Raw genomic sequence first — 19,925 nt, forward strand, 5'->3', positions numbered from 1 at the left:
GGAGGATTCACATGAACATGATGCAATCGCAGAAGGCGCCGCCATTGCCCTCATTCAACGCGGATTTGAAGCAGAGTTCGGTTTCCGGGCTGTCGTCCGGCGCCTTCATGACCGTACAGTTTCACCTCGCGCATTCGTCGACGCTGGTGGGGGCAGGTGTGATTGCCGGCGGCCCGTTTCGTTGTGCGGAGTCATATCGCGCTGCAGCAATGATCGCCGAAGATGCGCTGACGCTCAACGCACTGTATGTGTGCATGAATCCCCTGATTCCGAATGCGGCACCCGACCCGGGCAAGCTCGCCGAGGTGGCGCGCGAGACCGCGGCGAAGGGGCTGATCGACCCGGTCGACAACCTGGCCGCCCAGCGTCTGTACATCTTTACCGGCAGTGAGGACAGCGTCGTCAGTTCCAGCGTGGTCGAGACCACGCGGCGCTTCTACGAAGCGCTCGGGGTGGCGGCCGAGCATATCCGTTATGAAGACAGCGTGCCGGCCGGACATTCGATCATCACCGACAATCCGGAAGACAACCCGCTCGAGGTCAATCGGCCGCCCTACATCAACAATGGCGGCTTCATGCAGTCGCGCCATATCCTCGAGCACATCTACGGGCCGCTCGAGGCGCCCGCCAAGCGTACCACCGGACGCATCGTGCGCTTCGATCAGACCGAGTTCTTCGGCGGCGAGCCGCGCGCCAGCATGAGCGACTTTGCCTACGCCTACGTGCCCCGGGCAGTGGAAGACGGTGCGCCGTGCAGGGTGCACATCGCGCTGCATGGTTGCAAGCAGGGCTACAACTACATCAACTATGTAAATGGCCGGCCTGACCTCGAGAACGGCATTCCCTATGGCAACCGCTACTTCACCACCACCGGCTACAACGAGATGGCCGATGCCAACAACCTCGTGATTCTCTACCCGCAGGCCCAGGGCGCCGACAGCCACGGCACGCAGAACCCGGACGGCTGCTGGGACTGGTGGGGCTACACGAGCAAGGGCGCGGACAGCCCGGACTACTATTCCAAGCAGGCCATCCAGATCAAGGCGATCCATGCCATGCTGCAGCGTCTCGGGGGCAACTAAATGAACAGCTTTCAGGAGCGCGAACCCATGTTCAGCACAATGATGAAAATGGCCGAGGAATCGGCGCAGCAGTTTGCCGCCATGCAGCATTCGCAGACGCAGATGCTGCAGTCGCTGATGCCGAGCGGCATGGTCGTACCGGGGGCGACGCATGTCGCGCTGTCGCCCTTGTCCCGGCTGGCGAATTTCCAGAACCTGGTCTCGCGGGCGCTCACCCGCCAGCTCCTCAACTGCCAGGGTCTGTGGTCGCTGTCGTTCAACGCGGATGCCCTGGGCGAACTACAGGGCGACGTGCTGAAGATGCAGGCTGCCATCTTCGAGCGCCTGTCCGCGCAGCAGGCGCAGTGGAAGGCGGGACTGGAAGACCTCGAAACGCTGGCGGGCGGCATCAAGGAGGTCAACACCCTGTCCAAGCTGTTCGAGCAGGAAAGCAACCTTGCCGCCCGCCTCGGCGCACTCGTCAGCAGCCAGGCCACGGCAACGATGGAACTGATGGAGTCCGTGCAGATCGGCTACGGCTACCTGTTGGCACGACAGGCACAGGATACTCAAGACTGATAACGGGGCTCGGAATCGACCGGGAGATAGCATGCACTCTCCATCATGCCGGCGGCGGTGATGATGGCATCGATGACTTCGGTGCGTGTGTATCCGTTGCGCCAGGCGATGGCGACCCGGCGTGACGGCGCGGGGGCTTCGAAAGGGATGGCGGTCACCATGTCGTTGCAATACACGCCATTCAGCGATGAGGCAGGCAATACCGAGATGCCGTAGTTCGATGCCACCATGCAGCGCACGGTTTCGATCGAGTGTCCTTCCAGCGCCGAACCGTCGGCGTGACTCATCTCGGGACAGGCATCGATGACCTGTTCGCGGAAACAGTTGCCGGCCTTCAGCACCAGCACGTCTTCGCCGCGCATTTCGTGGCGTGCGATCTTGTCTCGCATCGACCAGCGGTGACCCTTGGGTACGACGACGTGAAAGGCTTCGTCGTACAAGGGGTGCACGTCGATGCCGGGCACGTCGAATGGCAGCGCGATGATCGCAGCATCGATCGCGCCGTATTTCAGGCTGTCGGCGAGCAAGGCAGTCATGCTCTCATCAATGAAAAGGCGCATGTCGGGCATAACCTTGCGCATCGCAGCGATGAGTTCGGGCAAGAGGTAGGGACCGATGGTATGGATTACGCCAAGGCGGAAGTCACCGGCCAGTGGATTCCTGCCCGTCTGGGCGACGAGTTCGATGCGCCTGACGTCCTCAAGTGTTCTGCGCGCCTGTGCGACCACCTGCTGGCCGAGGTCGGTGAGCGCAACGTGTCCCTTGCTGCGCTCGATCAGCGCGACATCCAATTCGCTTTCCAGTTGCTGAAGGGCCACGCTGAGTGTGGGCTGACTGACCTGGCAGCGTTCGGCGGCGCGACTGAAGGAGCCTTCGTCGGCGAAGGCGACCAGGTAACGCAAAGTGGTGAGTTTCATTGTTCGACATATAGGACATGGCTATACCGCTTATAGCAAAAAACTACAAATAAAACATTGAGTTATGTCAATACCCGTCACGCTCCGGAGCGTATCTTGCACTCAACCGCAGATCTAACGGCTTTCCATCACTCCGAGGTGTGCAGCATGAGACTTCAAACACTCGCGGCTTCCATTATGGCCATTTGCCTCTCCACCAGTGCGGCAACGGCACTGGCAGACGAACCCATCCAGGTCATCAAGCCGGCCGCCAACATCAATCTCGGACTTGTGGACCTGGGCAAGAAGCTCTACTTCGACCCCCGCCTTTCCAAGTCCGGCTTCATTTCGTGCAACTCCTGTCACAACCTGTCGATGGGCGGCACGGACAACATTCCGACCTCGATCGGTGACAGGTGGCAGCAAGGCCCGATCAATGCCCCGACCGTCTTGAATTCGAGCCTGAACCTTGCGCAATTCTGGGATGGTCGTGCGGCCGATCTCAAGGCGCAGGCCGGTGGTCCGATTGCCAACCCGGGGGAAATGGGCTTTACACATACCCTGGCGGTACAGGTGCTCGAGACCATTCCGGGCTATGTTCGCGAGTTCAAGCAGGTCTTCGGCAAGGACAAGATCGATATCGACCAGGTCACGCTGGCGATTGCCGAGTTCGAGAAGACGCTGGTGACACCGAACTCCCGCTTTGACCAGTGGTTGCTGGGCAAGGCCGATGCGCTGTCGGCCGACGAAATGGCGGGTTACGGACTGTTCAAGGAGAGCGGTTGCGTTGCCTGTCACAACGGTGAGGCGGTGGGCGGCAACTCGTTCCAGAAGATGGGTATTGTCGAGCCGTACAAGACCAAGGCGACCGCCGGTGGTCGTGCCGATGTGACCGGCAAGGATGCGGACCGCTTCAATTTCAAGGTGCCGACTTTGCGCAACGTGGAAATGACCTACCCGTATTTCCACGATGGTGCGGCCAATACCCTGACCGAAGCCGTCGACATCATGGGACGTCTGCAACTGGGCAAGAAATTCAGCGATGCTGAAAACGCCAAGATCGTCGCTTTTCTGAAGACCCTGACCGGCGATCAGCCGAGCTTTGCATTGCCGATTCTGCCACCATCGTCCGATGCAACGCCGCGGCCGAAGCCCTTCGCCAAGTAAGCTATCGAGCGATTCATTCAAGGGGGCTTAGGCCCCCTTTCCTTTTTGCCGCCGGACCGAAGGGCGCGAGTCACGCGCGCACGGCCGGACCGTGCTCATCTCAATGTCGCCCCCAGGTCCTGCCGGGCGAGCACCAAACTCCTAAAATCCGTCAACAATCCATTAAACTGATGGGCTTCGCCTGATCCTCATATGGAAGTGGATTTAGTCATGCAAAGCTCGGGAGCACCCATGATCTCGGTTGAAAAAATCGGTGGCACGTCAATGTCGGCATTCGGGGATGTGTTGCGGCACATCATGTTGTACGACAAGACGCGCATTCTTGGCCGCATCTATGTGGTGTCTGCCTACTCGGGTGTGACCAATCAGTTGCTCGAGCACAAGAAGACCGGTGAACCGGGCATCTATGCGCTGTTCGCAGAGCGCAAGGACTACCACGCTGCCTTGAATGGCCTCGCGGTGAGCCTGAAGAAGCTCAACGCCGGTTTTGCCGAACTCGGTCTCCCGCTGGAGGTCGCTGACGCGTTTGTCGACACGCGCATCGGCGAAGCGCGGAAATACCTCGATGCCATGCACCATGTGCTAGCCAGTGGCTATCTCAGCCGCGAGAACGTGCTGCTTGCGGCGCGCGAGGTACTGGCCTCCATCGGCGAGTCGCACAGTGCCTTCAACGCCGTGGAAATGCTCAAGGCCAATGGCGTCAATGCCATCCTGCTCGACCTGGCCGGTTTCCACGACGATGAGGTGTGGACCATCGACGAGCGCATCCATAACAGCTTCAAGGGCCTGGACCTGGCCAACAACGTGGTGGTGGCCACCGGTTATACGAAGGGCATCGAGGGCATCATGCGCGAGTTCGACCGCGGCTATTCCGAGGTCACCTTCAGCAAGATCGCTGTGGAAGTGCGTCCCGCCGAGGCGGTGATCCACAAGGAATTCCACCTGTCGTCGGCCGACCCCAACATCGTCGGCCTTGAGAACGCCGTGATCGTGGGCGCCACCAATTACGATGTCGCCGACCAGCTCGCCGATGTCGGCATGGAAGCGATCCATCCCAAGGCGGCCAAGCCGATGGAGCTGGCCGGCATCCCCATCCGGCTGAAGAACACCTTCGAACCGGAACATCCGGGCACGCTGATCACCAAGGATTACGTCGGCGAGCGCGCTCGCGTCGAGATCGTCACCGGCAGCGACAAGGTCACGCTGGTCGAGATCCACGACCCGAGCATGGTCGGCACGGTGGGCTTCGACCTGGGGATCATGGAGATCTTCCGCCGCCACGAGGTGTCCTACATCCTCAAGGCCACCAACGCCAATTCGATCGCCCACCTGCTGTGGGATGGCTCGGTCACGCCTGAGCTGATCGCCGAACTCGAGGCCGGCTACCAGGTGGTGACGATCAAGCCCAGCGCCATCGTGTGCACCATCGGTTCCAACATCAGCATCCCGGGTGTGCTGGCGCGGGCCGCACAGGCGCTGGCCGATGCCAGGGTGAACGTGAACTGCGTGTCGCAGACGCTGCGCCAGGTCAATATGCAGTTCATTGTTGAGCGCGAGGACTACAAGAAGTCGATCATCGCCCTCAACCAGTCGCTTTGTGTCAATTCGGGCACGCCGGTGCCGGTGGCCTGAGCGGGCGAGGTTCGGGCGCGACCCTGGCGTGGGCGAATGCCTGGCCGACCCGGCAGGCAGATCCGCGCGCTACAGCGGTGCGGGCGCACCGCTGCGCAATATGAGGCGATCGGCACCTACGGCAATGGCCAGGGCGATGGCGAGCAGCGCGGCCGCCACGCCGAAGCTGATGTGCATGCCGGTGGCGACGGCCGCCGGAGGAGCCGTCGCGACGTCGGTGCTGGCCGACGCAAACGCGAACACCGCGCCCATCACCGCTGCGCCGGTGACCAGTCCGAGATTGCGCGACAGGTTGAGCATGCCCGACACCACGCCGCGCTGCTCGGCACCGACATCCTTCATGACCGCGGTGTTGTTGGCGGTCTGGAACAGCGCGTAGCTCGTGGTCAGGACCACGAGCGGCGCGACGTAGCCCGGGATGCCGAGCGTGGTGGGCAGCAGTGACAACGCAAGTGCGCCGGTCGCCATGCCGATCAGGCCGAGGTGGCTCACCCGCTGTGTGCCGAAGCGGTCGGCAATGCGTCCGGCCGGCGTCGCCGTCAGTGCGGAAACGAACGGCCCGGCAGACATCACGAGACCGACGAGCGCGGTGTCGAGCCCGAGCCCACGTGCAAGATAGAACGGTCCTACCACCAGCGTCGCCATCATTACCGTCGACACCAGCATGCCGGTCGCGAGGCGGGCGACAAGCAGCGGATCACGGAGCATCGTCGGGTGGATCAAGGGCGCAGTGGCCCTCGACTCCACGCGCATGAACAGGCCGACGCCACCGGCCGCGAGCAACAACAAGGCGATGTTGAGTGCGCCGAAACTGCCGCGGCCGAGGGTCATTGCCAGTGCGTAGGCCGCGAGCGTCAGCGACAGCAGCAGCGTGCCGAGGTGATCGAAACCCGGCCGCCCGGATTCTGACCGAGCCGGGTCGGGTGGCAGATGGCGATACGCCAGCACCAGGGTCAGCAGGCCCAGCGGCAGGTTGATCAGAAACACCGCCCGCCAGCCGGGGCCGGCGATCAACAGGCCGCCCAGAGAGGGGCCAAGCGCAGTGCCGATCGCGGACATGGTGCCGAGCATCCCGATCGCGCTGCCGGTTCTGGCTTTCGGGACGGTGGCGCCGACGAACGCCATCGCGAGGGACATCATGATGGCGGCGCCGAGGCCTTGCAGCGCGCGGGCGACGATCAGCAGCCACAGCCTCGGTGCCATGCCGCACAGCACCGAGGCAGTGGTGAATAGCACGATACCGGCCAGAAGCAGGCGCCGGCGACCGACGAGGTCGCCCAGGCGTCCAACGCTGACGATCAGCGTGGAGATGGCGAGCAGGTAGGCGAGGACGATCCACTGCACGGCCTGGAAGGGCGCACCGAAAGCCTGCGCCAGATTCGGCAAGGCAACGTTGGCAATGCTGATGCCGAGTGTCGAGAGCAGTATGGACAGCGACAGGCCGGCCAGCGTCCAGCGCACTGCCGGCGCCATGTCGTCCGGAGGGCGCGGAGTCTGTTGGGGGGCGATGGTTTTCACGAGGATTCCTGTTGTCGGCAGCACCCGAATGGGCATGTCTGAATCCTAGTGCCGGGCATGGGGTGGCGGAAGACGCAGCAGTTGCACTTGATCATTGCGTCTGACGCCATATGTGGCTGTTCGCTGCTATTGTTGACGCATGTCCCGACCCGATCTGAACCTGCTCGTCACCCTCGATGTGCTGCTTGCGGAAGGCAGCGTGGCCAGCGCTGCGCGGCGCCTGCGCCTGAGCCCGTCGGCCATGAGCCGGGCGTTGGCGCGATTGCGTGAAACGACCGGCGATCCGCTACTGGTCAGGGCCGGCCGGGGTCTCGTTCCCACGCCGCGGGCGATCGAGTTGCGCGAGCGCACCCGTCTGCTCGTGCACGAGGCAGAGGCCGTGTTGAGTCCCGTCGAGGCGCTCGACCTCGAACGGCTGCACAGAACCTTCACCTTGCGGACCAGCGAAGGCTTCGTGGAGCGCTTCGGACCCGAGCTCATCGCCCGTGTCGGCGCGGAGGCGCCTGGCGTGCGCCTGTGCTTTGTGCACAAACCTGACAAGGACAGCACCCCGCTGCGCGAAGGCCAGGTCGATCTGGAAACCGGCGTGGTGGGAAAGGCGGAGGCGCCGGAGCTGCGTGTGCAGGCCTTGTTCCGGGACCGTTTCATCGGCGTCGTGCGGGTGGGGCACCCGCTGAGCCAGGGAGAGGTCACGCTGGTGACCTATGCGGCCGGCCGCCATGTCTTCGTCTCGCGTCGGCGCCTCGACAAGGGCCCGGTCGATGAGGTACTGGCCGCAGTCGGTCTGACGCGCGCGATTGTCACCGTCGTCGGTGGTTTTTCAACGGCATTGGCGCTGGCGCGCGCCTCGGATCTGATTGCCACCGTCCCGGCGCGACACACCGCCGGCTTGCGTGAAGGCATGCACGCCTTCGAGCTGCCGTTTGCACTCCCGGCGTTCACGGTGTCGATGCTGTGGCACCCCCGCCTCGATGCCGACCCGGCACACCGCTGGTTGCGCGGACTGCTCAGGGAGACGTGCGCGCCGCTGCGTTGAGCGAGGGGCGCGTTCAGCGGGCGTGGACCAATCCCGCCGAATCGCCGACACGGAAGCGGTCGATGATCTGCGCCAGGCGTCTGGAGATATCGCGTACCGAATCGGCCGACAGCTCGGAGTGGGACGCCGCCTCCTGCGCGTTGTTCATGACCTTGCTGACGGTGTCGAGCTGGGCGTCGATGGCGTGGCTGGAAGCCTGTCCGGCGTCGGCCAGCGCAGCGATCTCGCCGACGACCTCGGCCACTCGCGATGCGGCCGCTTCGATGGAACACATCGCTTCGCCCGAGGAGCGCGAGAGGACGATGCTCGCCTGCATGTCGTCGACGACGCGGGCCATCAGCGCACGCGCGTCGACCGAGGTTTCGCGAATGGTGCCGCCCTGTTCGGCGATCAGGCGGGTACATATTGCCGACCGTTCGGCGAGCTTGCGCACCTCGTCGGCCACGACGGCGAAGCCGCGGCCCCGCTCGCCTGCACGCGCGGCCTCGATGGCCGCATTGAGGGCAAGAAGATTGGTCTGCTCCGCAATTTCGCGGATCTCGCGCACGACGGTCTCGATCTGCTCGCCGGCACCGGCCAGTGCGTGAATGCGACCCGAAGCCATGTCGATCTGTCCCGCAAGGGTGTCGATGCGCGCCACCGCCTCGCTGATCACGGTGCTGTTGCGCGTCGCCAGGTCTCCGGAGGACTGCGACAGACCGCTGGCATCGCGGGTCCCCAGGGTAATGGCCTCGATATCGTTCTTGATGCGCTGTACGGCTGCCTCGATGGCGTGCGACGCCTCGCCCCCGTTCGCTGCGATTTTCGCCAGCGTCACTGCGGAATGCTGCATCTGCACCGAGGCCGCCTCGTTCTGTCGAACGGCTTCGGTCATCTCCCCCAGGCTGCGCTGCAGCACGTCGACCAGACCGTTGAAGGCCTGCATCGTGGCGCCGAACTCATCCTTGCGTAGCACGGGCACGCGGCGGGTGAAATCGAGCGTCTCGCCGATGGCCGCCATTTCCTCGCGCATGCGCCGCATCGGACGCACGATGCGGAAGTACAGGTGCACCGCCAGGCTAACGAGCACGAAGAGGGTCAAGCCCGTCGAGCCGAGCAGGATCCACGCCCCGGCCTCTACCGTGGTACGCAGCTCGGCTGAGGCTTGCGTCATGTTGCGCCGCTTCTCGATCCGCAGGGTGTCGAGAATGCCCTTAAGTTCCTTCTCGTACTGGGCCACATTGGCATCGAGGTTCGCTTCCGCATAGAGCTGCTGGCCTCGTTGCATGTATGCGAGCGTTTCGTCGATCGCGGCGAAATAGTTGGCGATGCTCTCACGTGCCTGGCGCATGAGACGTGTCTCGGTTTCGGATGCGGCGCCGGCCTCGATCGAGGCGATCCCGGCCGTGAGGCGGTCGCGGTCTTCGCGCAGCGTGCCGGACAGGCTCGCAACCAGGTCCGCGTCGCGGGCACGAACGACGGCACCGAGCCGCAGCTGAACGTCCTTGAACTGGGCGGACAGATCGGCGGCCTCGAGTGCGCTGGGGGCGGCACGATCCATCATGCTGTCCATGACGGTCATGTTGCGTTGCAACTGCAGGGTTCCCAGTATCGACAGCGCGCTCAGGAAGAGGCCGACGATCAGGATAAAAAGACCGAGTAGCTGACGGATGCTCATGTTCTGCTCACGCGCACACCGACGAGGTGGCGTCAAATGAAGACGGGGCGAGCGTCGATTACATCCCACTGGCGGCGGCCGTAAATGAATTTTTTGTTGCGCTGCGGCAGGCCGCTGGCTGGCGTCGCGACGTCGCGGGCCGACGTCCAGTGTGCCGGCTGAAAGCCCTCAGACGATGTCGAAGGCCGCGCTTGCCTTGTCGGTGGCGGGCTCGGCGCGGATCTGCGGCAGAAACTGCGGATACTCGCGCTGAATGAAATCGAGCATGCCTTCGCGGATGCGGCAGCGCAGATCCCACGCCTTGGCCGCGTCGGGTGCGCTGACCAGGGCCCGCAGCTGCACGGCGCGGTCGCCGGCATCCACCACCTGCAGCAGCTGCAGGCGTTTGTCCCATTCGGGCGCGAGATTGCACAGCCGTTCGAGCTCGGTGCGCAGCGGCGCCAACGGCATGCGGTAGTCCACCCACCAATGGACCGAGCCGATCAACTGCGAGCTGTCGCGCGTCCAGTTCTGAAACGGATGCTCGATGAAGTAATTGAGCGGCACTACCAGCCGGCGTTCGTCCCATACCCGCACCACCACGTAGGTGCTGAAGATCTGCTCGATCCAGCCCCACTCCTTTTCGACGATGACGACGTCGCCGATGCGGATCGGCTGGGTCAGCGCGATCTGCAGGCCGGCCAGCAGGTTGGCGAGCACCGGGCGCGCGGCGAAACCGACCACCAGTCCGGCAACGCCGGCCGAGGCCAGCATGCTGGCGCCGATCTGGCGGACCGCGGGAAAAGTCATCAGCATGGCCGCGATACCGACCGTGACCGCGAGGAAGCCGGCGATACGGGTCAGTACCCGCGTCTGGGTGCGCACGCGGCGGGCCTGGTACTCGTCCGCGATGTCGCTGTCGCGATAGCCGTCGAGTACGCCCGTTCCCACGCCGTGCACCGCACGTAGCGCGGTCCACGTGAGTGCGCCGATGGTCAGCAGCACCACGAACTGGTGCGCGGGGCCGATGCCGGGAAGGTCTGCCGGCGCACCCTCGAGACCGAGCAGGGCACCGAGCGCGAGCATCGCCCAGCGCGTCGGCATGCGCGTGCCACGGACCAATGACTCGCCGACCGCGCTGCCCCGGACGAAGCGCCCCAGTGCGGCATAGAGCACACCATGGGCCGCGAGGGCGACAGTGAGCGCAACGGCCGCCGCGACCATGCTGCCCATCCAGGGGCCGATATGGCCGTCGAGCCAGGTTTCAAGGGATTGCGGTTCGGGTATGGCAAGTTCGTTCATGGTTTCTCACGTCTTGTGGCGACAGTCTGCCGCAATGCACAAGGTAAGGGGACGTGGCGGGGAAATGGTTCCGCTGTCGTCTCGATGAACGCAGGTATGGGGCGCGCGCCCACGGCCGCAGCTTCAGTCGTCGTCGTGCGAATGGCGGCGCCACGGGCGGTGGTGCGCGGGCCCGGGCGCCGGCATCGGTTTGTCGCCAAAGGCCGCCCGGAAGACCTCCGGGGTGGTGAAACCGCATTCGGGATGTGCCCGGATGCGGTCGAGCAGATCGATGTCCGGGCGCTCGCGAATACCGGTTTGGGCGAGGATGCTGGCACGCACCTGATCGCAGGCGGACATGTCGGCGGTCGCGGCATCCGCCGTACTTGCCGCAAGAACCGGCGTGCCGCAGGCGAGCAGCGCAAGGAGGGTGAGTTCGAGGCCGAGGGTGCTGAGGCGCATGGCATGGTCCGAGTACACGATGATGTCCCGGAGCATGGCTCAAGCCCCTTGAACAGAGCCTGAACGGCCCGTTCATTAGGCAGCAACGCGGTACCGGCGGCGTAACACTGCAGCGGTGGCGGATGTAGTGAAACCCGCCTCCGCCGCAGGCACCGGTCCGGACTATTTCAAGGGCAGATAGATATCCGTGATCAGTTCGTTCTCCGGCGTGTCGGGCAGCAGGTTGATGTAATGGAAATACAACGGAAAGTCGCGCAGTTCCTCGCCGCTGTCGGGCAGCCAGTCGCGATAGAGCGGGTAGATGCTCTCGCCGATCCGGGCATGGGTGCCGAGATGGCGCACGCGTGCGCAGCGGCCGCCGGGAATGGTCTTGCTCACCACGCCCTGTGGATTGGGTGGCAGTCCGGCGCGCTCCTCACCGCAGATGTCAAAGCGGAATTGATCGGGATCGGTGGTGTCGGGGTTGTCGTAGGCGATGCCGAAGGACCGGCTGAGCAGCTTGGGCGAAAGACCGCTTTCCTTGCGCCAGGCAATGAAGCGGGCGACCGAATCATTCACTCTTTCGGCGGGGCCACGATGCTCGAGCGCGGCGACGCGGGTGGTTTCGAAATGGACGATCTCAACGTTCACGATGTGTTTCCTTTCAGGGAGCCGAAACCGGTAGCGCTCGTGCCAGGATGCCCATTCCGGTTGCCGCCTGAATCCGGATGGCGACTGGCCGAAGGTGTTCCTGAACGCACGCGAGAACGATTCCGGGTTTTCAAAGCCGGCTTCCAGGGCGATGTCGATGATCTTTGCATGCGGATCGAAGGCGAGCTGGTGGGACGCACGCCGCAGGCGCAACAGCAGGATGTATCGAGCAAGGCTGGTGCCGATGTGCTCGGCGAATTGCCGATGGAAATGGAACTTGGAGAAGTGCGCGACCTGGCTCAGGTGTTCCGTGCTCAACGCTTCGCCCAGGTGGTCTTCGATGTAATCGAGCACCTTTCCGAAGCGCGCCGCATAGGCCTTCGCCCGTGTATCGTTCATCTTTTCTCCTCTGTTCACGGGGCGCACTATGCGCGATACGTCGCACCGAATCCTGACCAGGATTGCTCAGTGTGGCGGCAGGCCCAATAATCGCGCCTGCATGCGGTCAATCGCATGCGTAAAGGCATCTCGTCGTCCAGCAGCTGTATGAACCCGGCACCCCTTGCACCACGGTGACCGCCGCGTGCCCCGTGGCGGCCGGTCGCGAACGCGCGCGGGGCGGGCCGCTGCCGTGCGCAGATCAATGAGCGGGAGCAAAGCATGCAAGTCATCGTGTTTCTACTGAAAGTCCTGTTGCTCGGGGTTGGCCTGGTGCTGATCGCCGCCGGGATGTTCTGCGGCGCAGTCGGGTTTTCGCAGCCGAATTCGGCATCGGTGATGTACGGTCTGTTCGGCCTTGCCTCGCTCGCTTTCGGCGGCGTGATGGTTTATGCGCTGCTGCGCTCGTTCAGGCGCAAACCCACGGCCGCATCGAACGATAGCGAACAATTGCCGCCGGAACAGCCGTGATCTTTCCCCTGCCCTATGCGCTGCAGGTGCACGCGGTGCTCGAAATGGCCGCGCTGACCTGTGGCGTGGCGTGGTACCGGCAGCTGCGCCGGCGCGCGGGCGGTGGCAGCATGCTCGAGGGCAAGGCGTTCGCCGTGGCGGTCGGCTGCATCTTCGGTGCGGCGATCGGCAATAAGCTGGTGTTCTGGATCGAAATGCCACATCTGCTGGCAATCCACTGGAACACGCCCGCGGTGTGGCTGGGCGGGCAGTCGATGGTCGGTGGCCTGCTCGGCGGTCTGCTCGGTGTCGAGCTGGCGAAGAAGCTGAGCGGCATCACGTACTCGACCGGCGACGCCTTCGTGTTTCCGGTATTGCTCGGCCTGATGATTGGCCGCCTCGGCTGCTTTCTGGCCGGCCTGGCGGACGGCACCTTCGGCACGCCTACCGATCTGCCGTGGGGTATCGACTTCGGCGACGGCATTCCCCGCCACCCCACCCAGCTCTACGAAATCGGCTTTGCCGCTGTCCTGTGGCGAGTCCTGCGCCGGGTGCAAGCGCGCCTGGCCGACCGGCCGGGGCGGCTGTTCAAGTGGATGCTTGTCGCCTATCTGGTGTGGCGCCTGCTGATCGACAGCCTGAAGCCGGTGCCCTACGCCTATCCGCTTGGCTGGTCGGGCATTCAATGGGTGTGCCTGGTGGCGCTGCTGATCTACCTGCCGACCCTGTTGCGGCAGCCGAACCCGATCCGCGACACCGCGCAAGAGGAGACGGCATGAGCCGCAAGAACCGCCCCTGGCTTTTCTACGACACCACCGCGTCGGTGTGCACCACCTGCCTGCGTCAGGTCGAAGCCAAGATCGTCATCAAGGGCGATGATGTCTTTCTCGACAAATGGTGCCCGGCGCATGGCAGCGAGCGGGTGCTGATCGCCGACGATGCCGCCTACTACCGCCTCGGTCGCGAGGTCTACGTGAAGGCGCCGGAGATGCCCGAGCGTTTCAACACGCCCATGCGCCACGGCTGCCCCTACGACTGCGGGCTGTGTCCCGATCACATGCAGCACTCGTGCCTTTCGGTGGTCGAGATCACCGAGCACTGCAACCTGCGCTGCCCGGTGTGTTACGCCGAATCCGGCCCCGAGCGGCAGACCCACCGATCGCTGGCCGAGGTGGAGGCGATGCTCGATGCCGTCGTCGCCAACGAGGGCGAACCGGATGTGGTGCAGCTTTCCGGCGGCGAGCCGACCCTGCATCCGGATTTCTTCGCCATCCTCGATGCCGCCAGGGCACGGCCGATCCGCCATCTGATGATCAACACCAACGGTCTTCGCATCGCCCGCGACGAAGCCTTCGTGGCGAGGCTGGCGGGCTACCGGCCGGGCATCGAGATCTACTTGCAGTTCGATTCCCTGCACGACGCGGTGCTGCAGCAGATGCGCGGCGCTGATCTGGCCGATATCCACGCCCGCGCGCTGGCCAGGCTGGAGGCGCACGGCCTGTCGACCACGCTGGTGATGACGGTCAAGCGCGGCGTCAACGACGACCAGATCGGGGAGGTGATCCAGCACGGCCTGCAGTATCGCTGCGTGCGCGGCGTGACCTTGCAGCCGGTGTCCGATGCCGGGCGCAATGTCGATTTCGATGCCGCCCGGCACCGGCTGACGGTGAGCGAGGTGCGACGCCGGGTCGCCGAGCAGTCCGGCCTGTTCACGCTCGACGACATCGTGCCCGTGCCCTGCAACCCGGACACGCTGGCGATGGGCTATGCCCTCAAGCTGGGCGATGAGGTGCTGCCGCTGACCCGCCATCTCGGCCCCGATGCACTGCTCGCCGGGCCGCGCAATACCATCGTTTTCGAGCGCGATCCGGCGATGAAGGAGGCCGTGTTCAAGCTGTTCTCGACCAATCATTCGCCCGAATCGCAGGCCAGCTGCCTGTCGTCGCTGCTCTGTTGCCTGCCGGCCATCGCCGCGCCGGCTCTCGGCTACGAGAATGTCTTCCGGGTGCTCATCGTGCAGTTCATGGATGCTGCCAACCTCGACCTGCGCGCGTTGAAGAAATCCTGCGTGCACTTTGCCCAGCCGGATGGGCGCCTGATTCCCTTCGAAGCCTACAATCTGTTCTACCGTGGCGAGCGCATCGAGAAAACCCGTGAGATCCAGGCCGAAATCGCCGCGGCCACCGCGCGTCGGCGCTAGATCGAGGCCGTGTCCATGATCAGTGCCTTCGTTGCCAGCTACGGCTATCTCGCGGTCTTTGCCGGGGCGCTGCTCGAGGGTGAGACGATGCTGATCGCCGCCGGCTTTGCCGCGCACCGCGGGCTGCTCGACTGGCCGACGGTGATCGTCGTGGCCATTGTCGGCGGCGTACTCGGCGACCAGCTGGCCTTCATGCTCGGACGCTGGAAGGGCGACGCGTTGATTGCGCGTTTTCCGGCGCTGGCTGCACAGAAGCCGCGCGTGCATGCCCTGCTCGAACGCCACGCCACCGTCTTCATCCTCAGCGTGCGCTTTCTCTATGGCCTGCGCATTGCCGGCCCGGTCCTGCTCGGCAGCAGCCGTGTTCCCTTCCTGCGTTTCGCCGTACTCAACGTGATCGGTGCCGTCCCTTGGGCGGTGCTGGTGTCAGGGGCGGGCTATTTCTTTGGTTATACCATGAGTTCGCTCCTCTCCAACCTGAAGCACATCGAAGAGGCCGTACTGCTGGGCATCCTGTTGACGGGTGGCGTGGTCTGGCTGTGGCGGCGACGGCGGGCACGTGCCAGTCGCGCAGCGGGTCCCCGTCACGATTCCGCGTCCTGAATACCTGCCCGTGTTCGTTGCTTGCAGCGGACCGGACGGTGCGCGTTCAGGCCAGTTCGACCCTGTTGCGGCCCAGGTGCTTGGCGCGATAGAGCGCCTCGTCCGCCCGCTTCAGCAGGCATTCCGTCGTTTCGCTGGCCTGATGCTGGGCCACGCCGATGCTGACGGTGATGGTTGGCAGCAGCGGCAATCGGGTTTGGGCGATGATTTCCCGCAAGGATTCGGCCAATCGGGCAGCGTCGTGCAAGTCGGTGCGCGGCAGCAGCACCATGAATTCTTCGCCGCCCCAGCGGCAGACGGCATCCGTCTCCCGGACCCGGGTTTCCAGAACCTTCGCAAGCAGGACCAGGGCTTCATCCCCCGCATGATGCCCATGCTGGTCATTGATCGCCTTGAAATGATCCGCGTCCAGCAGCATCAGGCTGTAATCCTGATCGTGGCGGCGCTTCTGACCATGTGCGTTCTCCAGCATCTGCAGGAAGCGGCGCCGGTTCCACAGGCCGGTCAGGGGGTCCCTGGACGCGGCGTGCTCCAGCTCGTCCTTCAACCGTTTCTGTTCCGTCACGTCGTGAATGATGCAGAACATCAGCCGCCGTCCCTGATGCATCAGCGGGCCGGCATAGGTTTGCACGTTGCGTAAGCCACCGTCGGCAAGGCGGTGGACGAAATTCAGCGGCTTGTGACCGCCGGGCAGTTTGGCCACTTCATCCATGATCGGCAGGACGCTCCGCCCAAGCGCGTTGATCTGCCAGGTGTGCATCTGGCACAGGGTCTCGCGGGAATGACCGTAAAAGCGCGTTGCGGTCAGGTTGGCATCCACGATCCGGCCATCGGCAGCGGGGTCGATGAGCAGCATCGGCGCGCTATTCGAATGGAACAGCGTCTCAAAGATGCCGCGATCCTCCTGCTTGCTGCTGCTGCCGCTGCTTTGCGTGCTGAGTCCCGGCAGGCTCGCCAGGATGCCTTCAACCAGCATTTCTTCCTCGGCCCCGTCACATTGCAACAGTGAGAGCTTGCAGCTCAGCGGCACGGCATGTTCGTTTCGGCACACGGTCCAGATCTCGACAACCTGCTCCCGCGCTCGAAGCGCGGGGAGATAGGTCAGGAGGTGCTCTTCGGCGTGCGCGGAATACCTGCCATGGCGCAAGGCCGCCAGTTCGACACTTGGGGACAGCTCCTTCGCCGCATCATTCGCATACGTGATCTGCCCGGCGCTCGGCGAAACGATCCAGACGGGCGTGCTGAGCAGGTCCAGCGCGGAATACGGGGTGTGCATCAGGTATCTGGTCGACTGCGTGGAGGTAATGGGGGAAGTATGGCGAAGGATATATGGCCTCGATGATAAGGTCCGATGGCGGGTGACGGCGTGCCATCTGTCACGGACGTTGACGTGGCTTCATCGGGCGGGCTCCGCGGGGAAGACTGGCAAAGGTTGGATCTGATGAAATCATTGTCGCGGATGAAGGTTACGTGAGTGCATTTGCTGGAGGGCAACTCGGTGGCCTTGGCTGACATTTGTCTTTGCTCGTGGAAGAGCACATATGGTTGTGCTTCCGTCGAGGTGCCCGCAGAGGCCGGGGCGCTTCAGTATGCGCTGAAGCGCTGCGCCAGCTTGTGCTCGCGGAAATGGGACACCACGAAATCGATGAATGCCCGGCTCTTTGCCGGCAGTAGCCTTTGTGCCGAAAAGTAGAGTGAAAGGGTGCCGGCATCGGCATACCAGTCCGGCAGGACGCGGACGAGGCGCTTGCTCGCGAGATAGGGCTCGGCGTTGGGCATGCTGGTGACGGCAATACCCAGGCCCTGCTCGGCCGCCTCGAGCGACGCAGCGGGGTCGCTCATGGTCATGCGGATTTGCATGTCTATCGGCATCTGTTCCTTGCGGCGCGCATCCTTGCTGTTGATCAGCGCCCACGGTCGGATACGCCCGGTTTGCGGCGAGCGAATGAAGATGCCGGCATGTTCCTTGAGCTGATCCGGATGCGTGATTGGCGGCCGGGCAGCGAGGTAGGTCGGAGAGGCGATCAGCACGATGTGCGCCGGCGCCAGGGTGCGGGCGACCAGGCCGGGAGGGAGCTCGAAGCCGCCGCCGATGGCAGCGTCGAAGCCTTCGGCGATCAGATCAACCTGACGATTGTCGAAGTGCCAGTCGGGCACGATCGCCGGATGCCGGGCAAGAAAGTCGCTCAACAGCGGCACGATGTGCTCGCGCCCAAAAGCGTTACCCATGCTGACCTTGAGCGTGCCGGCAGCTTGTCCTTCGGCATCGGCGAGGTTGGCTACCGCGCTCTGTATGGTTGCCAGGCTTGTGCCGACTTCGGCCAGAAAACGCGTGCCGGCTTCGGTCAGGCGAAGGCTCCGCGTGCTGCGCTGGAACAGGCGGATCCCCAGACTGGACTCCAGTCTGGCCACGTTCTTGCCTACCGCGGCGGAGGTCAGACCCAGGCGCCGCGCTGCTTCGGAGAAGCTGCCGGCTTCAGCACTGCGGACGAAGCATTCAATACCGCCGAGTGTTTCCATGCGCCCTTCAGGCCAGATCCAGCCTGCCTATTTCAAACCATTGGTTTCAACAGAATATAAGGATTCATGGCTTATCACAATGTAATGATCGGCGGATAGTGCGCTCCATGGCCTAGCGACGGCGCGAAGCCAAACCACTCAAGGAGATACATCATGTCGAAGCAAGCGCAGAACGTACAAGCTCAAGTCAATCACCTGGCCGGGAAGGTCGCCTTGGTGCAGGGAGGATCGCGCGGCATTGGCGCCGCCATTGCCAGGCGGCTGGCTCGTGACGGCGCCACCGTCGCGCTGACCTACGCCAGCTCGGCCGACAAGGCGCAGGAAGTCGTCAAGGAGATCGAAGCCATCGGCGGTCGCGCCATTGCGATCAGGGCCGACAGTGCCGATGCCGGGCAGATCAAAGCCGCCGTGCAGGTCGTGGCCGACACCTACGGCAAGATCGATATCCTGGTGAACAACGCTGGCGTGCTCGCCCTGGGCAATGTCGGCGAAGCCGAGATCTCGCTCGAAGATATTGATCGCACCTTGGCGGTGAACGTGCTCAGCGTGATCGTCGCCTCGCAGGCGGTGGTCAAGCACATGGACAGGGGCGGCCGCATCATTACCATCGGTAGCACCAACGCCGACCGCATGCCGTTCCAGGGCGGATCGGTATACGCCATGAGCAAGTCCGCCATCGTCGGCCTGACCAAGGGTCTGGCGCGCGATCTCGGTCCGCTCGGCATTACCGTCAATAACATTCAGCCTGGCCCGATCGACACCGAGATGAATCCGGACAGCGGCGATTTTGCGCATACCTTGAAGGGCCTGATGGCGCTACCGCGATACGGTACGGTGGAAGAGGTGGCGAGCTTTGCTGCGTATCTGGCAGGCCCGGAGGCGGCCTACATTAGCGGCGCCAGCCTGCTGATTGACGGCGGATTTTCGGCCTGAGGCTTGCGGTGCAGGCAAGGCGGAGACCAGGCCTGTCATTCGGCTGGCAATCAGGAGGCGATGAACGGAGGTCCGCAACCTTGCCTTGCATGTTGAAGGACAGGATGGGGATGGGTCTGTTGGCGCCAGTTGAGTCCCGTTCCCACCTCACGGGTATCATGATCGCGGGCAATGGCCGAGCGCCAAACGTTGCCACGATCAAGGTCCACGAAAAAAGCTCCCTCAGGAGCTTTTTTGCACCTCTTCCGTCATTCAAATAGGGTTTTCGGATCCTGGTCTGCAGACATGGCGTCAGACCAGCGGGCATGAAACAGACCCGCACTGGCAAGGCTCAAGAGCACGTCGCGGAGGCGCGGGGTACAGCACGAAAGCGTCCAGAATCACCGTGTAGCGTGGTGGCCCTGCCATTTCAGTATCCCAGGCCCGGCTCTCGAGCCTGATCGGCCAAGGCCTGCAGCGCCGCATCCGATTCAGAGCGAGATTTTTGCTGATAAGCAATCATGTCCTCGAACAGGACACGCCGATGGCGACCAACCTTACGGCAAGGCAGGTGTCCTGCCTCGATTTCCTTGACCACGTACGGACGCGACACATTCAGCATGTTTGCCACTTCCTGAGTGGAGAGTTCGAGTTTCTGTGGGAGCACGGCGACAGGCTGACGCTGTGCCATCACCCCGAGCAGATCGGCCATGAAGCGCAGCACCGTCGGGGGAAGCTCGACGACCGCCTGAACTTCATCTTCACCCTGTGCAATCAGGCGTATGGTGTCCGCCCGCGAATGATCCAACGCTGCCATCAAGCAACGTTGAGCGGCTTGCGCCAGTGCCGCATCGTGCTCATCCAGCACGGTGTCGATGGCTGCTTGCGCGTTTGCCATGATGCT

The 19,925-nt window shown here is 63.7% G+C and carries 19 protein-coding genes; 10 read left to right on the plus strand and 9 right to left on the minus strand.

Annotated elements, in window-relative coordinates; translation table 11 throughout:
• The first annotated feature begins 11 nt into the window (after positions 1-11).
• Together J5J83_RS15885 and J5J83_RS15890 are read left to right on the plus strand one after the other, a co-directional pair.
• On the plus strand, positions 12-1,082 hold the full coding sequence (locus J5J83_RS15885) for a hypothetical protein (RefSeq protein WP_212350796.1): 1,071 nt from the start codon (positions 12-14) through the stop codon (positions 1,080-1,082).
• Between the two features lie 27 nt (positions 1,083-1,109).
• Positions 1,110-1,640 (plus strand): hypothetical protein, encoded by a 531-nt coding sequence (locus J5J83_RS15890; RefSeq protein ID WP_212350798.1) that lies wholly within the window; start codon positions 1,110-1,112, stop codon positions 1,638-1,640.
• Here J5J83_RS15890 and J5J83_RS15895 read toward each other — a convergent pair.
• Positions 1,631-2,557 (minus strand): hydrogen peroxide-inducible genes activator, encoded by a 927-nt coding sequence (locus tag J5J83_RS15895; protein WP_212350800.1) that lies wholly within the window; start codon positions 2,555-2,557, stop codon positions 1,631-1,633. The two genes, J5J83_RS15890 and J5J83_RS15895, sit on opposite strands and share 10 nt — an antisense overlap.
• 147 nt (positions 2,558-2,704) lie before the next feature.
• Here J5J83_RS15895 and J5J83_RS15900 point away from each other — a divergent pair, with 147 nt between their 5' ends.
• On the plus strand, positions 2,705-3,703 hold the full coding sequence (locus J5J83_RS15900) for a cytochrome-c peroxidase (protein WP_212350802.1): 999 nt from the start codon (positions 2,705-2,707) through the stop codon (positions 3,701-3,703).
• 231 nt (positions 3,704-3,934) lie between these two features.
• Entirely contained in the window at positions 3,935-5,335 is a 1,401-nt protein-coding gene (locus tag J5J83_RS15905; protein WP_249115746.1) for an aspartate kinase, read from the plus strand.
• A 69-nt stretch (positions 5,336-5,404) separates the two neighbouring features.
• Here J5J83_RS15905 and J5J83_RS15910 read toward each other — a convergent pair whose 3' ends face one another.
• Positions 5,405-6,853 carry an MFS transporter gene (locus J5J83_RS15910; RefSeq protein WP_349251903.1) on the minus strand — a complete coding sequence of 483 codons (1,449 nt, stop codon included), beginning with the start codon at positions 6,851-6,853 and terminating at the stop codon, positions 5,405-5,407.
• A 139-nt stretch (positions 6,854-6,992) separates the two neighbouring features.
• On the opposite strand from J5J83_RS15910, the gene J5J83_RS15915 reads away from it, so the two are divergent.
• Positions 6,993-7,889 (plus strand): LysR family transcriptional regulator, encoded by an 897-nt coding sequence (locus J5J83_RS15915; RefSeq protein WP_212350808.1) that lies wholly within the window; start codon positions 6,993-6,995, stop codon positions 7,887-7,889.
• A gap of 13 nt (positions 7,890-7,902) precedes the next feature.
• Here the strand turns inward: J5J83_RS15915 and J5J83_RS15920 are convergent, their stop codons facing one another.
• The 4 genes from J5J83_RS15920 to J5J83_RS15935 all read right to left on the minus strand — a co-directional run bounded on the left by J5J83_RS15920 (position 7,903) and on the right by J5J83_RS15935 (position 12,297).
• Positions 7,903-9,546 (minus strand): methyl-accepting chemotaxis protein, encoded by a 1,644-nt coding sequence (locus tag J5J83_RS15920; protein ID WP_212350810.1) that lies wholly within the window; start codon positions 9,544-9,546, stop codon positions 7,903-7,905.
• A 168-nt stretch (positions 9,547-9,714) separates the two neighbouring features.
• Positions 9,715-10,827 carry a mechanosensitive ion channel domain-containing protein gene (locus tag J5J83_RS15925; protein ID WP_249115747.1) on the minus strand — a complete coding sequence of 371 codons (1,113 nt, stop codon included), beginning with the start codon at positions 10,825-10,827 and terminating at the stop codon, positions 9,715-9,717.
• Between the two features lie 123 nt (positions 10,828-10,950).
• Positions 10,951-11,304: a hypothetical protein gene (locus J5J83_RS15930; protein WP_212350812.1), complete on the minus strand. Its 354-nt coding sequence runs from the start codon at positions 11,302-11,304 to the stop codon at positions 10,951-10,953.
• Positions 11,305-11,430: 126 nt separating this feature from the next.
• Positions 11,431-12,297 (minus strand): AraC family transcriptional regulator, encoded by an 867-nt coding sequence (locus tag J5J83_RS15935; RefSeq protein WP_212350814.1) that lies wholly within the window; start codon positions 12,295-12,297, stop codon positions 11,431-11,433.
• Positions 12,298-12,558: 261 nt separating this feature from the next.
• On the opposite strand from J5J83_RS15935, the gene J5J83_RS15940 reads away from it, so the two are divergent.
• The 4 genes from J5J83_RS15940 to J5J83_RS15955 are packed head-to-tail and all read left to right on the plus strand — an operon-like array spanning position 12,559 to position 15,589.
• Positions 12,559-12,807: a hypothetical protein gene (locus J5J83_RS15940; RefSeq protein WP_212350816.1), complete on the plus strand. Its 249-nt coding sequence runs from the start codon at positions 12,559-12,561 to the stop codon at positions 12,805-12,807.
• Positions 12,804-13,565, plus strand: coding sequence for a prolipoprotein diacylglyceryl transferase family protein (locus tag J5J83_RS15945; protein WP_349251905.1), 762 nt, complete (start codon positions 12,804-12,806; stop codon positions 13,563-13,565). Before J5J83_RS15940 ends, J5J83_RS15945 begins: the two co-directional genes overlap by 4 nt.
• Positions 13,562-14,986: a radical SAM protein gene (locus J5J83_RS15950; RefSeq protein ID WP_212350818.1), complete on the plus strand. Its 1,425-nt coding sequence runs from the start codon at positions 13,562-13,564 to the stop codon at positions 14,984-14,986. Before J5J83_RS15945 ends, J5J83_RS15950 begins: the two co-directional genes overlap by 4 nt.
• A gap of 15 nt (positions 14,987-15,001) precedes the next feature.
• Complete coding sequence (locus J5J83_RS15955) at positions 15,002-15,589, plus strand: DedA family protein (RefSeq protein ID WP_212350820.1); 588 nt, start codon at positions 15,002-15,004, stop codon at positions 15,587-15,589.
• 46 nt (positions 15,590-15,635) lie between these two features.
• On the opposite strand, the gene J5J83_RS15960 is transcribed toward J5J83_RS15955, so the two are convergent.
• Complete coding sequence (locus J5J83_RS15960) at positions 15,636-16,865, minus strand: sensor domain-containing diguanylate cyclase (protein ID WP_249115748.1); 1,230 nt, start codon at positions 16,863-16,865, stop codon at positions 15,636-15,638.
• Between the two features lie 308 nt (positions 16,866-17,173).
• Positions 17,174-18,109: a LysR family transcriptional regulator gene (locus J5J83_RS15965; protein WP_212350822.1), complete on the minus strand. Its 936-nt coding sequence runs from the start codon at positions 18,107-18,109 to the stop codon at positions 17,174-17,176.
• A 153-nt stretch (positions 18,110-18,262) separates the two neighbouring features.
• Between J5J83_RS15965 and J5J83_RS15970 the strand changes: the two genes are divergently transcribed.
• Positions 18,263-19,042 (plus strand): 3-oxoacyl-ACP reductase family protein, encoded by a 780-nt coding sequence (locus J5J83_RS15970; RefSeq protein WP_212350824.1) that lies wholly within the window; start codon positions 18,263-18,265, stop codon positions 19,040-19,042.
• A 409-nt stretch (positions 19,043-19,451) separates the two neighbouring features.
• Here J5J83_RS15970 and J5J83_RS15975 read toward each other — a convergent pair whose 3' ends face one another.
• Complete coding sequence (locus J5J83_RS15975) at positions 19,452-19,919, minus strand: helix-turn-helix domain-containing protein (RefSeq protein ID WP_212350825.1); 468 nt, start codon at positions 19,917-19,919, stop codon at positions 19,452-19,454.
• Positions 19,920-19,925: the final 6 nt, after the last annotated feature.

The sequence above is a fragment of the Azoarcus sp. L1K30 genome (assembly GCF_018122735.1).
Taxonomy (GTDB): domain Bacteria; phylum Pseudomonadota; class Gammaproteobacteria; order Burkholderiales; family Rhodocyclaceae; genus Parazoarcus.

What these genes read in the sequence shown, in the direction of transcription:
- J5J83_RS15885 (WP_212350796.1), top strand. Translation starts at nt 12, where the DNA reads ATGAACATGATGCAATCGCAGAAGGCGCCGCCATTGCCCTCATTCAAC.
- J5J83_RS15935 (WP_212350814.1), bottom strand. Translation starts at nt 12,297, where the DNA reads ATGAACGATACACGGGCGAAGGCCTATGCGGCGCGCTTCGGAAAGGTG.
- J5J83_RS15900 (WP_212350802.1), top strand. Translation starts at nt 2,705, where the DNA reads ATGAGACTTCAAACACTCGCGGCTTCCATTATGGCCATTTGCCTCTCC.
- J5J83_RS15895 (WP_212350800.1), bottom strand. Translation starts at nt 2,557, where the DNA reads ATGAAACTCACCACTTTGCGTTACCTGGTCGCCTTCGCCGACGAAGGC.
- J5J83_RS15970 (WP_212350824.1), top strand. Translation starts at nt 18,263, where the DNA reads ATGTCGAAGCAAGCGCAGAACGTACAAGCTCAAGTCAATCACCTGGCC.
- J5J83_RS15930 (WP_212350812.1), bottom strand. Translation starts at nt 11,304, where the DNA reads ATGCTCCGGGACATCATCGTGTACTCGGACCATGCCATGCGCCTCAGC.
- J5J83_RS15925 (WP_249115747.1), bottom strand. Translation starts at nt 10,827, where the DNA reads ATGAACGAACTTGCCATACCCGAACCGCAATCCCTTGAAACCTGGCTC.
- J5J83_RS15950 (WP_212350818.1), top strand. Translation starts at nt 13,562, where the DNA reads ATGAGCCGCAAGAACCGCCCCTGGCTTTTCTACGACACCACCGCGTCG.
- J5J83_RS15905 (WP_249115746.1), top strand. Translation starts at nt 3,935, where the DNA reads ATGATCTCGGTTGAAAAAATCGGTGGCACGTCAATGTCGGCATTCGGG.
- J5J83_RS15920 (WP_212350810.1), bottom strand. Translation starts at nt 9,546, where the DNA reads ATGAGCATCCGTCAGCTACTCGGTCTTTTTATCCTGATCGTCGGCCTC.
- J5J83_RS15955 (WP_212350820.1), top strand. Translation starts at nt 15,002, where the DNA reads ATGATCAGTGCCTTCGTTGCCAGCTACGGCTATCTCGCGGTCTTTGCC.
- J5J83_RS15940 (WP_212350816.1), top strand. Translation starts at nt 12,559, where the DNA reads ATGCAAGTCATCGTGTTTCTACTGAAAGTCCTGTTGCTCGGGGTTGGC.
- J5J83_RS15960 (WP_249115748.1), bottom strand. Translation starts at nt 16,865, where the DNA reads ATGCACACCCCGTATTCCGCGCTGGACCTGCTCAGCACGCCCGTCTGG.
- J5J83_RS15890 (WP_212350798.1), top strand. Translation starts at nt 1,110, where the DNA reads ATGTTCAGCACAATGATGAAAATGGCCGAGGAATCGGCGCAGCAGTTT.
- J5J83_RS15965 (WP_212350822.1), bottom strand. Translation starts at nt 18,109, where the DNA reads ATGGAAACACTCGGCGGTATTGAATGCTTCGTCCGCAGTGCTGAAGCC.
- J5J83_RS15915 (WP_212350808.1), top strand. Translation starts at nt 6,993, where the DNA reads ATGTCCCGACCCGATCTGAACCTGCTCGTCACCCTCGATGTGCTGCTT.
- J5J83_RS15975 (WP_212350825.1), bottom strand. Translation starts at nt 19,919, where the DNA reads ATGGCAAACGCGCAAGCAGCCATCGACACCGTGCTGGATGAGCACGAT.